Origin of the sequence: Billgrantia zhangzhouensis, assembly GCF_021404465.1 — a bacterium.
Taxonomy (GTDB): domain Bacteria; phylum Pseudomonadota; class Gammaproteobacteria; order Pseudomonadales; family Halomonadaceae; genus Halomonas; species Halomonas zhangzhouensis.
Genome location: NZ_JABFTT010000006.1, coordinates 247,584 through 259,114 on the forward strand (window position 1 = coordinate 247,584; position 11,531 = coordinate 259,114).

General features: G+C 64.0%; 11 protein-coding genes. 6 read left to right on the forward strand and 5 right to left on the reverse strand.

Annotated elements, in window-relative coordinates:
- Positions 1–4: 4 nt before the first annotated feature.
- Positions 5–928 (reverse strand): bifunctional helix-turn-helix transcriptional regulator/GNAT family N-acetyltransferase, encoded by a 924-nt coding sequence (locus HOP51_RS10095; RefSeq protein WP_159549611.1) that lies wholly within the window; start codon positions 926–928, stop codon positions 5–7.
- A 142-nt stretch (positions 929–1,070) separates the two neighbouring features.
- On the opposite strand from HOP51_RS10095, the gene HOP51_RS10100 reads away from it, so the two are divergent.
- Positions 1,071–1,802 carry a DUF899 domain-containing protein gene (locus HOP51_RS10100; RefSeq protein WP_159549608.1) on the forward strand — a complete coding sequence of 244 codons (732 nt, stop codon included), beginning with the start codon at positions 1,071–1,073 and terminating at the stop codon, positions 1,800–1,802.
- A 52-nt stretch (positions 1,803–1,854) separates the two neighbouring features.
- Here the strand turns inward: HOP51_RS10100 and HOP51_RS10105 are convergent, their stop codons facing one another.
- Positions 1,855–2,664 (reverse strand): helix-turn-helix domain-containing protein, encoded by an 810-nt coding sequence (locus tag HOP51_RS10105; RefSeq protein ID WP_159549605.1) that lies wholly within the window; start codon positions 2,662–2,664, stop codon positions 1,855–1,857.
- 236 nt (positions 2,665–2,900) lie between these two features.
- Between HOP51_RS10105 and HOP51_RS10110 the strand changes: the two genes are divergently transcribed.
- On the forward strand, positions 2,901–4,199 hold the full coding sequence (locus HOP51_RS10110; RefSeq protein ID WP_159549602.1) for an NAD(P)/FAD-dependent oxidoreductase: 1,299 nt from the start codon (positions 2,901–2,903) through the stop codon (positions 4,197–4,199).
- 74 nt (positions 4,200–4,273) lie between these two features.
- Positions 4,274–4,732 (forward strand): carboxymuconolactone decarboxylase family protein, encoded by a 459-nt coding sequence (locus HOP51_RS10115; RefSeq protein WP_159549599.1) that lies wholly within the window; start codon positions 4,274–4,276, stop codon positions 4,730–4,732.
- A gap of 14 nt (positions 4,733–4,746) precedes the next feature.
- On the opposite strand, the gene HOP51_RS10120 is transcribed toward HOP51_RS10115, so the two are convergent.
- Positions 4,747–5,763 (reverse strand): GlxA family transcriptional regulator, encoded by a 1,017-nt coding sequence (locus HOP51_RS10120; RefSeq protein WP_234273782.1) that lies wholly within the window; start codon positions 5,761–5,763, stop codon positions 4,747–4,749.
- A 136-nt stretch (positions 5,764–5,899) separates the two neighbouring features.
- On the opposite strand from HOP51_RS10120, the gene HOP51_RS10125 reads away from it, so the two are divergent.
- Complete coding sequence (locus tag HOP51_RS10125) at positions 5,900–6,991, forward strand: class I SAM-dependent methyltransferase (RefSeq protein WP_234273783.1); 1,092 nt, start codon at positions 5,900–5,902, stop codon at positions 6,989–6,991.
- Between the two features lie 26 nt (positions 6,992–7,017).
- Here the strand turns inward: HOP51_RS10125 and HOP51_RS10130 are convergent, their stop codons facing one another.
- A complete protein-coding gene (locus HOP51_RS10130; RefSeq protein ID WP_234273784.1) occupies positions 7,018–7,857 on the reverse strand; it encodes a PhzF family phenazine biosynthesis protein in 840 nt (279 codons plus the stop codon).
- A gap of 149 nt (positions 7,858–8,006) precedes the next feature.
- On the opposite strand from HOP51_RS10130, the gene HOP51_RS10135 reads away from it, so the two are divergent.
- Entirely contained in the window at positions 8,007–9,608 is a 1,602-nt protein-coding gene (locus HOP51_RS10135) for an SLC13 family permease (protein WP_234273785.1), read from the forward strand.
- A gap of 231 nt (positions 9,609–9,839) precedes the next feature.
- Here HOP51_RS10135 and HOP51_RS10140 read toward each other — a convergent pair whose 3' ends face one another.
- Positions 9,840–10,412, reverse strand: a complete 573-nt coding sequence (locus HOP51_RS10140) for a TetR/AcrR family transcriptional regulator (protein WP_234273786.1) — start codon at positions 10,410–10,412, stop codon at positions 9,840–9,842.
- A 260-nt stretch (positions 10,413–10,672) separates the two neighbouring features.
- Here HOP51_RS10140 and HOP51_RS10145 point away from each other — a divergent pair, with 260 nt between their 5' ends.
- Complete coding sequence (locus HOP51_RS10145) at positions 10,673–11,074, forward strand: RidA family protein (RefSeq protein WP_234273787.1); 402 nt, start codon at positions 10,673–10,675, stop codon at positions 11,072–11,074.
- The last annotated feature ends 457 nt before the right edge of the window (positions 11,075–11,531 follow it).

Below are 11,531 nucleotides of genomic sequence, written 5' to 3' on the forward strand. Positions count from 1 at the left end.
GACACTACAGCTCACGACTCCAAACCTGGCCTACCAGATCCTTGCCGAAGCTGTGATGGGGCTCTTCCTCCACCAGTTCGAATCCTGCTTTTTCATAGAGCCGGCGCGCATCGGTCAGTACGCTGTTGGTCCACAGCATCATCTTCCGGTAGCCGACCTGGCGGGCGAACCTGAGACACTCATCCACCAAGCGGCTGCCGATGCCATGCCCACGGGCAGAGGGGTCGACGTAGAGCAGCCGCAGCTTTGCGGTCGCGTCGTCTTCCCGGACGACGAACACCGACCCAACGACGACCCCATCCTTTTCGGCGATCCAGCACCGCTCCCAGCGCGGATCGAAATTGCGCAGGTACTTGGCTACGATCTCCGCGATCAACGCTTCGTACTCCTCGTTCCAGCCGTACTCCTGCGCGTAGAGCACCGCCTGCCGGTGTACGATCCAGCCCATGTCGCCAGGCTGTGGGTCGCGCAGCAGATAACTCGAGCCGGCTTCTCCGAGCAGCCGCCTGATCCGGTTCATTGCTTCGATCAACTGATGCTGCTCCGGCTCCGTGAGCTGCTTCAGCATGCCGACGACCTCGCGTTGCGAAGCCTCGTCCAGCGGCCGGAATGTCGCCAGTCCCTGATCCGTGAGCTGTAGCTGCGCCGCCCGTCTGTCGGAGGGCGAGGGGGTCTTGGTAATGAGCCCCTGCTTTTCGAAGCCCTTCAGCACCCGGCTCACATAGCCGGCGTTGAGACCAAGCTCGCGGCAGATATCGGCGCTGGTAAGCATCGGCCGGTGCGCCAGCTCGTACAGGATGCGGACTTCCGTCAGCGAGAACTGGCTCTCCAGAAGGTGCTCGTGCAAGACCCCAATCTGCCGCGTGTAGAAACGATTGAAGCTGCGTACGGTCCCGGCCCGCTCGTTTAGGTCTTGCTCTGCGCTCATGGGAGACTCTCTATTTGATTGCCTAAAGCAAATAATTAGTTGCTTTTAGCAATCATGTCAACAAGTGCAACACTGCCCACCTGTCGAATCCAGCCCCCGCAGGACGACTACCTCGTGCAACGTCAGCACAGGAGGAATCCTCATGTCAGTGCATGATGAAATGTCCCACCCCGTCGTATCCCGCGAAAAATGGCTAACCGCCCGCAAGGAACTGTTGGCAAGGGAAAAGGAGCTCACCCGCCTGCGCGACGACCTAAGCGCCAAACGTCGCGCCTTGCCGTGGGTGAAGATCGAGAAGGAATATGTCTTCGATACGCTCGGTGGCCACATGACGCTCGCCGATCTGTTCGACGGGCGCAGCCAGTTAATCGTCCATCACTTCATGTTCGGCCCCGGTTGGGAAGCGGGCTGCATCGGCTGTTCCTTCGCTGCCGATCATATCGAAGGCACGCTGGTGCATCTCAAGCATCACGATGTGAGCCTGGTACGGGTCTCTCGTGCTCCACTCGCCGAGATCGAGGCCTACCGCCAGCGCATGGGCTGGCGTGCAAAGTGGGTATCTTCATATGGCAGCGACTTCAATTACGACTTCCATGTCTCGTTCCGGCCTGAAGAGATCGCCAAGGGCGAGGTCACTTACAACTACGCCACAAGCAACGTCTCGATCGAGGATCTGAGCGGCCTCAGCGTGTTCTACCGCGATACCAGCGGAGATATCTTCCACACCTATTCGACCTACGGGCGCGGCGACGAACTCGTCGACAGCACCTATATGCTGCTCGACATGACGCCAAAGGGCCGTAACGAAACGGGTCCCCACCACAACCTGATGGACTGGGTGAAACGCCACGACGAGTACGAATCAGCGAGATAGAGTGTGAGCCTCATCAGCGCTGCGCCCTGCTCGGCTGAGGCGCTACGCCGGCCTACGGTTGGCCCTCTCGACCGTAACGCCGCCGCACATGGTCGAGATAGCCGCCCGGCGTCAGGCCGGTCACGGCCTTGAAGTCGTGGATGAAGTGGGCCTGGTCGAAGTAGCCGGCGACGAAGGCGGTATCTGTCAGCAAAGCGGTTGCCCCACCCTGCTTGATCAGCTGGCGACTGTGGGCGACACGCAGCAGACGGGCGTAGCGCTTGGGCGAGAGACCCACATGGTGCTGGAACAACCGCTCCAGGCGGCGCTGGCCAAACGGCAGCTCCTCCACCAGCGCGGCGATACTGGCCTGGCCTTGGTGGCGTTGTAGCCAGGCAAGCGATGTCCTCAGGGCCGGCACCTCCGGTGCGCCGTGCCGCTGCAATCTCTCAGCAAGATAATTCTCCAGCAGCACAATACGCCCCGCCAGAGCAGGTGTCTCAAGCAGCCGCTCGTGCAGCGCCTCGAGTTCGAGCCGGCGCAGGGCCTCGCCGGGCGTGAGCGCTTCACCCGCCAGGCTCGATAGCGCCTCGCCAATGAACGGATACGCCATGCCCGGCTGAAAGTGCACCCCGAGCAGATCGAGCGTGCCATCTACCGCCAGTCGTGCCGTGCGGCGTTTGGGGCCATCGGCCCAGCAGGTGCCCCACAGTCGCTCGCCGTCGCGTTCCAGCGCGCCGCCGAAGTTGAACAGCAGCCCCATGCCGCCATCCGGATGCAACAGCTCCACCCCCGTCGGTTCGCCAGCACTCTGCCCCCTCGCCTGCCAGTAGCACTGCACGTAGGGGCGCAGCTTCCCACTGGGCGCGACTTGCTGAAGCACAAGGCCGCTCGACGCCTGCGGTGCAGACCGAAGATTCCCAATACCGGTTTTGCCAGCCAGGCGTGGCCGGGGAGCTTCACTCATATTCGAAGCCTTTCAGCGACCAAGGAAGAACCATCCGGACGGGCCAGTCGCGACGGACCACATCTCGGAAAAAATACGACGATTCTCAAATTCCAGCGGTACAGTAGGGACACCCTTTTCTCAATTGCACATTCATCTTAACGGAGCCATACATGGACGGAACACGAATCGTGGTGGTCGGCGGTGGTGCCGGCGGGCTGGAGCTGGTCACTCGCCTCGGCCGGCGCCTGGGGCGACGCGGCAAGGCCGAGATCACGCTGATCGACCGCAACCCGACCCATATCTGGAAGCCACTGCTGCATGAGGTCGCCACCGGCGCGCTCGACTCCAGCATCGACGAGATCTCCTATCAGAGCCATGCCCAGCTTAATGGATACCGCTTCCAGCGCGGCACGCTCGAGGGCCTCGACCGCGACGCCCGCCAGTTGCGCCTGGCCCCGGTGCTCGACGACCACGGTGTGGAAGTGCTGCCGGCCCGCAGCCTGGACTACGACCTGCTGGTGCTGGCGCTGGGCAGTGTGAGCAACGATTTCGGCACCCCCGGCGTTGCCGAGCACTGCCATTTCCTCGATAGCCCGGCCCAGGCCGAGGCCTTCCGGCGCGATATGCTCAATACCTTCCTGCGCTACAGCGACCCCGAGCGGCGAGAGCATCCGCACCTCACGGTGGGCATCGTCGGTGCCGGCGCCACCGGGGTGGAGCTGGCGGCGGAGCTCTACGACGCCTCGCGCATGCTGCACAGCTACGGCTTCACCGAGATGGACAGCCGCCACCTGGAAGTTCACCTGATCGAAGCGGCACCGGACGTGCTGCCAGCCCTGCCCGAGCGCATTCGCAGCGCCGTGCGCAGCGAGCTGGAACGCCTCGGCGTACGGGTGCATACCAACACCCGGGTGGTGTGCGTGGAGGAGAACGCCATCGTCACCGCCGACGAGGAGCGCATCGACACGGACCTCAACGTCTGGGCTGCCGGAATAAAGGCACCCAACGTGCTGCGCGACCTGGGCCTGACTCTGGACCGCAACCAGCGTATTCAGGTGGAGCCAACCCTGCAAAGCATCGACGACCCCAACATCTTCGTGCTCGGCGACTGCGCCAGCTGCCCGCAGCCGGACGGCAGCGTGGTACCGCCACGAGCGCAGGCCGCCCATCAGCAGGCGCAGCGGCTCTACAAGAACCTACTCGCCCGGATCGACAACGGTACGCTCAAGCCGTTCCGCTACCGCGACCGCGGCTCGCTCATCTCGCTGGCTCACTTCGAGGCGATCGGCAGCCTGATGCGCGGCGCCTCGGCGCGCAGCCTGTTCATCGAGGGGCGCCTGGCCAAGTTCTTCTACGCCTCGCTCTATCGCATGCACCAGCGCGCCATTCACGGCACCGCCAAGACCGCGCTCATTCTGCTCTCGGACGGGCTCAACCGCTTCATCCGCCCCCGCATGAAGCTGCACTGAGGTCGAAAATCTACAATCGAGGCGATAACCACCGCGCTAGGGTGGGGGCTTCCAACCCTTACGGAGCCCCACCCATGCGCATGAACTACTATTCCGCCAGTCCCGACGGCCTCAAGGCCATGCTCGAGCTGCAGAACCACGTTCACAAGGCAGCGGAAGCGGGTGAACTTGGCGATGGCCTGCTGGCACTGGTCTACACCCGCGTCTCGCAGATCAACGGCTGTGCCTACTGCATCGACATGCATACCAAGGACGCACGCAAGGCCGGTGAAACCGAGCAGCGGCTCTACGCCCTGAGCGCCTGGCGCGAAACGCCCTTCTACTCCCCGCGCGAACGCGCCGCCCTGGCCTGGGCCGAGGCCAATACCCTGATCGCCGGGAACGGCATCGACGACGCCCTGTTCGAGGCCACCCGCGAGCACTTCTCCGCGAAGGGCCTGGCCGACCTCACCCTGGCGATCTGCACCATCAACGCCTGGAACCGCCTGTCGATCAGCTTTGCCGCGCAGGCCGGCAGCTACCAGCCCAAGTAAGCGGCTCGCTTCCGTCACCCCGACAGCGCCTTTCTCAGTCCGCCAAAGCGACGCCGGTACTGGGCCGGCGTCAGTCCCACCTTGCGTCGGAACAGCCGGCCGAAGAAGGCGCCGTCTTCATAGCCCACGGCCTCGGCAATGGCATCCACGGGAGTGGCCTCGGTCTCCAGCATCTGCTTGGCCTCTTCCAGGCGCAGGGTGTGCACGTATTCCATGGGCGTCAGGCCGGTGGCCTTCCTGAAGCGGCGGTGAAAGCTGCGCTCGCTCAGCCCCGAAACCTCGATCAGCGAGGCCACAGGAGAAGGCTCATCGTAGTGCTCGGCCACCCACGTCTGGCAGCGAGCGATGACGGCATCCTCGCACTGGCGGGTGCGCGCAAGCATGGCAAAGGGAAGCTGACCGGCGGCATGCCAATCGATCAAGAACAGCTTGGCGATATTCATCGCCTCGTCGATACCGGCCAGGCGGGCGACGAGGTAGAGCGCCAGGTCGTTCCAGGAAGTACCGCCCCCCGCCATGACCAGGCGACTCCCGATGCCGCCGATCACCAGCGCGCGATGCGGATGCACCCGCACGCCCGGATAGCGCCCCAGCACATCGCAGTAGGCCCAATGCGTGGTGGCATCCTCGCCCCGCAGCAGCCCAGACTCAGCCAGCAGCAGGGCACCCGAGCAGGCGGTCGCCAGGATGGCGCCAGCAGCATGACAGCGCTTGATCCATGCAATCTCCTCGCTATAGCGGCCCTCGAGCACCGCATCGGGCGGCAGCATGATCTCGGGTATACACACCACGTCGGGCACCCAGTCCAGGCCGGCATCAGGAACGATGCGCACCCCGTTGGCGACGGTCATTTCATGCGTACCGCTACGTGCCACCACCCTGGGTACGAATAGCGACTCGCCGGGCTTGCCCTCGATCAGGGCAGGCCAGTCGCGCCCCGCCGAGGAGAAGACGTCGTAAACGCCGTAGAGGGTGGAAGCCGCCACTTCGGGAATCGCCAGCAGCGCAATGGTGGGTTTGTGCATCGACATGGCGGGAACCGCCGGTTTCTGTCCGTAGGGACTTCAGTGTAACCCAGCCGGGAGCGCCACAATGCAGTCTCCGAAGCACCCATCGACGCACCCATAACAACTCATAGCAACCCATAACAACCAAGGAGACACCCCCATGACAGCCCACGCTAACGCTTCCGTTGCCTTCGACACTGACCGCGCGGCCGACTTCGAGAACCGCTTCGTGCATGCGCTCAACGAAGGTGCCATGTTGCAACTGATCTCGCTGGCCCACCGCAGCGGCCTGCTTGCCCAATTGGCCGATGGCGAGCCGGTGACCAGCAGTGAACTTGCCGTCAAGACAGGACTCGACGAGCGCTACGTACGCGAGTGGCTGGGCGGCGCGACGGTCGCTGCACTGGTCGAGCATGATCCGCGAACCATGACCTACCGGCTGCCGCCCGAGCACGCCGCGCTGTTGACCGACGGCGGCGAGGCCAATCTCGCCGTATTCGCCCAGTACCTGCCCTTGATGGGTCAGGTGGAGGACGATGTGCTGGAATGCTTCCGCCACGGCGGTGGCGTACCGTACACACGCTACACCCGTTTCCACGAGGTCATGGCCGAGGATAGCGGCCAGACCGTGCTGCCCGTGCTGTTCGATGCCATCCTGCCCCTGGCGCCGGAACTCCCGGAACGGCTGGTTCAGGGCATCGACGTGCTCGATCTGGGCTGCGGTCGCGGCCTGGCATTGATGAAGCTTGCCGAGCGCTTTCCTGCCAGCCGCTTTACCGGCTACGACCTCTCCAAGGAGGCCATCGGCTGGGCGACGCAGCGTGCCGCGCGCCTGGGATTGGGCAACCTGCACTTCGAGCAGCGTGACCTGAGCGACTTCGACCGCACGGCACCGGCCCAGCACTACGATCTGGTCACCACCTTCGATGCCATCCACGACCAGGCCCACCCGCTGAACCTGCTCAAGGGCATCCGCCGCACACTGCGTGAAGACGGCGTCTACCTGGCCCAGGACATCCACGCCTCGAGCCATCACCACGGCGACCGCGAGCACCCGATGGGTACGCTGCTCTATACCGTATCGATCATGCATTGCATGAGTGTCTCCCTCGCCCAGGGCGGCGAGGGGTTGGGAACGATGTGGGGCCGCGAGAAGGCGCGGGAATACTTCGGCAAGGCCGGCTTCGGCAGCATCGAGGTCCATCAGCTGCCGCACGACATCCAGAACGACTACTGGGTGCTCAGGCCTTGAGCCGACCGCCGACGGTCAGGCTCGACTCAGCCCTCCAGGCTCACCGCCTGCCCGGTCACCACGATGCCGCCTGACAGCGGAATGTCGACCTGCAGGCGGCTGGGCCGCCCCATCGTCTCGCCTTGCAGGATCGTCAGTTGGGCGGGCGCCTGGAGCAGGCCCGCATCGCGCAGGTAGCCGCCCAGCGCCGCGGCCGCCGCGCCGGTGGCGGGGTCTTCCACCACGCCGCCTACCGGGAACGGATCGCGCGCATGGAAGCGCTCTGCACTCTTGCGCCACACCAGCTGCAGCGTGGTCAGGCCCTCGCGCAGCATTAGCGCCTTGAGCCGCTCGAAATCGTACTCGAGCCGCGCGAGGCGCTGCTCTGTCTTGCACGCCAGCACCAGGTGCCAGGCCCCGGCGTAGGCCCGCGCAGGCGGAATCTCGAGATCGAGTTCGTCTGCCTGCCAGCCGAGCAGTTCACGCACCTCCTCGACCAGCTCCGGCTCGGCGGGGCGGAACTCCGGCGTCACCGACACCAGCGAGGCCTGCCACTCCCCTTCCACCTGGTTGACGGTGACCATCACCTCGCCCACCGCCGTATCCAGCATGTAAGTACCCGCCCCGCTCAGCCGTCCCATCTGCACGCCGCTGGCCACCGTGGCATGGCCGCAAAAACTCACTTCCGCTTCGGGGCTGTAATAACGCACAATGCGCCGCTCGCCCTCGGCCGGGGCGATGAATGCGGTTTCGGAATAGCCCACCTCGGCGGCGATACGTTGCATCTCCGCCGGCTCGGGCAACGCCTCGCCAAGCCACACTCCGGCGGGGTTGCCGCCGCTCGGATCGTCGGTAAACGCCGCAAGGCGATAGAGAGTGCCGCTCATGGGAAGCTCCTGGTGTCATGGGGTTCTCTCCATCTTGGGGCAAATCGGGGCGAACACAATGGCGAGCCGCGACCTGCCCAGGCCGTATCCCGTACTCTTGGCTACGCTCCATGAAGGGAGCTGTATTAGTGAAATAAAGGAGACTTAGCATGGCTGATCAGCCTCAACCAAGCGATGGAAACGAGGGCACGCCCGGGAAGAAGGAATCAGGTGGACGATCAGCCAGACTGGTATGGGGCCTGCGCGCCTTCGGGTTGCTCCTGGCGCTGATTGTCTGGCTCGCCATGGGCCAGGCCGAAGGACTTTCTGCGGATGCGCGCTGGGTCGCGACGATCGCCACCCTGATGGCGGTCTGGTGGATGACGGAAGCGATCCCGCTCTCGGCCACCGCTCTGCTGCCGATCGTGCTGATCCCAATGCTGACGGAGCGGACCGTCGCCCAGGCCACGGCGCCTTACGCCAGCTCCATCGTCTTTCTGTTCCTCGGCGGCTTCCTGATTGCCATTGCCATGGAGAAGTGGAACCTGCACCGCCGCATCGCCCTTTTGACGCTGTCCCGGGTCGGGGTCTCGCCGCACCGGATCGTGCTCGGCATGATGCTCGCCACGGGGTTTCTGTCGATGTGGGTTTCGAATACCGCAACGACGCTGATGATGCTGCCGATCGGGCTCTCCGTGCTGGCCCTGGTCGCGGAGCGCAGCGGTGAATCCACCGAGACGGCCGCCGCCGGCCACGACCACCACCGGGCCGGCCACGTCGACTTCATCCAGGACGAGAACATCAAGCGCTTCGGTCTCTGCCTGCTGCTGGCGATCGCCTGGTCGGCCAGCATGGGCGGCCTCGGCACCTTGCTCGGCAGCCCGCCGAACGCCATCGTTGCCGGCTATGCCGCCGACGAGCTGGGCCGCAGTATCGGCTTTCTCGACTGGATGATGCTCGGCGTACCGCTGGCCTTCACCTTCATCCTGGTAGGCTGGGTTCTGATGACTCGGGTACTCTACCGCTTCAACGTTGCGGAGATCCCCGGCGGAAAAGAGATGATCGAGGGCGAGATCAGCAAGCTCGGCCCACTCAGCCAGGGCGAGAAGATGGTGATGCTCGTCTTCGGCTCGGCGGCGTTCCTGTGGGTCGTGCCCGGCATTCTTGGCAATATCCCCGGGGTGGGCCAATGGCTGGGGCCGCTGGGCAATCTCGATGACACCGCCATCGCCATTGCCGCCGGCATTGCCTTGTTCATTCTGCCCGCGAGAGGTCGCAGCGAGATGGTGCTGAATTGGCAGGATGCCGAGGACGGACTGCCCTGGGGGGTGTTGCTGCTGTTTGGCGGTGGCCTGAGCCTCGCAGGCGCCGTCGCAGGCACCGGCCTGGATAGCTGGTTCGGTCAGCAGATCACCGGACTGGGAGTGCTCCCGATCCTGCTGCTGGTGGCCGCCGTGGCCACAATAGTGCTCTTCCTCACGGAAGTGACCAGCAACACGGCCACGGCCGCGACCTTCATCCCCGTGCTCGGGGGCGTGGCAGTGGGCATCGGCGCCGATTCGATGACGCTGCTGATCCCAGCTGCCTTCGCCGCGACCTGCGCTTTCATGCTGCCGGTCGGCACGCCACCCAACGCCATCGTATTCGGCACCGGAGCGGTTACCATCGCCCAGATGGCTCGAGGCGGGGTCGTGCTCAACGTCATTGGGATCGTGTTGATCACCGTCTTCTGCTACTTGCTCGGTGGCTTTGCGCTGGGACTGCAGTTCTGAACGAGAGGCGCGGGAGTGTAGCGGGAAAAAGATGAAACTGAACGGCCTGAGCCCTGTGGATACAGGGCTCAGGCTGGCCCGGGGTGCAAGTTGCCAATCATGATCCCGGCCAGGTCGGGGTATATGTCGCTGATGGACTTTCTCGCCCAAGCCATACCCTGCAAGCTTTCGGTGGAGGCCTGACAGCGCCCTCTTGCCGCATATGACGTCTGAATACTGAAGATTCGCCGCTCAGCGCTCGGTTTGCAACAGGCCGGCCGCGAGCTGCCGGAACGCCTCCACGGCCTTCGGCAGCACGGCACGCGGCTCGTCGGTCGCGGCAATCCACAGCGCGGCGTTGAGCGCCGCGCCGTTGATCAGGCGGGCAGCGGCTTCGGCATCCACCGGCTTGACCGTACCCTCGTCAATGAGCACCTGAATGGTCTGAGCCGTGCGCAACAGGCACGCATTCTGGTTGGGCCATTGCGATGGGTCGCCAAGCACAGCCGGCCCATCCAGCAGCATGATGCGCTGGACTTCCGGCTCCAGCGACATTTCGATATAGGTCACGCCCTCCGCCAGCAGCCCTTCCCACGGACTTGGCGCCCGCTCCTGGGCCGCGATGAGCCGTTCCACCATCTCCGCATCGATCTGATCGACCACGGCCTGCAGCAGTCCCTGCTTGCCGCCGAAATTGTGATACAGCGCCCCTCGCGTCAGCCCCGCATCGGCGGTGATGTCGTCCATTGAGGCTGCCGCATAGCCCTTGGTCGCGAAGGCCTCTCGGGCGGCCCGAATGAGCTTGGCCCGGGTCTCCTCCATCATCTGCGCACGTTTCGTCGCCACACCCTCTCCTGACATCGCTTGCAAAAGTTTTTCAGGTCGCGAAGGCCTCTCGGGCGGCCCGAATGAGCTTGGCCCGGGTCTCCTCCATCATCTGCGCACGTTTCGTCGCCACACCCTCTCCTGACATCGCTTGCAAAAGTTTTTCACATACGAATCGTATGCGCATTGACATACGCCGCGTATGTGCCAGCATAGTCACATACGGTCCGTATATCAATTTTACCCACCGGAGCAGCATGATGGCTAAACGCGATGCAGTTTTTCCTGCCGGACGGCAGGCACTCTACGAGATCAACCGCTACTCGGCGGCCATCCGCTCGGGCGACTTCCTGTTCGTCTCGGGCCAGGTCGGCAGCCGTGAGGATGGCTCCCCCGAGCCGGATTTCGAAAACCAGGTGCAGCTTGCCTTCGACAACCTCTCGGCCGTTCTCGAGGCCGCCGGTTGCACCTTCGACGACATCGTCGACGTGACCACCTTCCACACCGACCCCGCCGCCCAGTGGGAAGCGATCGACAGGGTTCGCACGAAGGCGATCGGCGAACCGCCCTACCCCAACTGGACCGCCGTCGGTGTCAACTGGCTGGCGGGCTTCGATTTTGAAATCAAGGTGATCGCACGGATTCCCGCGCTAGCGGCATAACGCCACGCCTCCCACCAGGAACGCACCGCTGCCGGGACGGCGGCGGTGCGCTTTCATCGATTGCAGGCCTCGGCACACTAACCAATACCTGCAGCGGGCACGACCTGTGCTGGCACCATCCGGCCCTGTGGGCATTACTGCCCGACAAGATCGACCTGGTCCCCGTGGTACCGGAATTGGCCGGAATTCATGAAAGGTTGCATAAAGTACCGTCAATCGCTTGATGAGCAGTTGCCCGCCCGGCACTGAGCCAACTGCTCGACTCGGTGGGTGGGGATTGGGGCCGGGTGGAGTTGGTGGGGGGAGGGGTGGTTGGATGAATAAGATGGCGGCTTTCGACCGAGGCTGTGTGAAAACACGAATACCCGCCGCCTATACCTGTATCTGGCGATGACGCCGTTCTCAGTGGCCAACGAGACGCTTTAGAGCACTTCCATCATCGCCACATCCGAGGTTA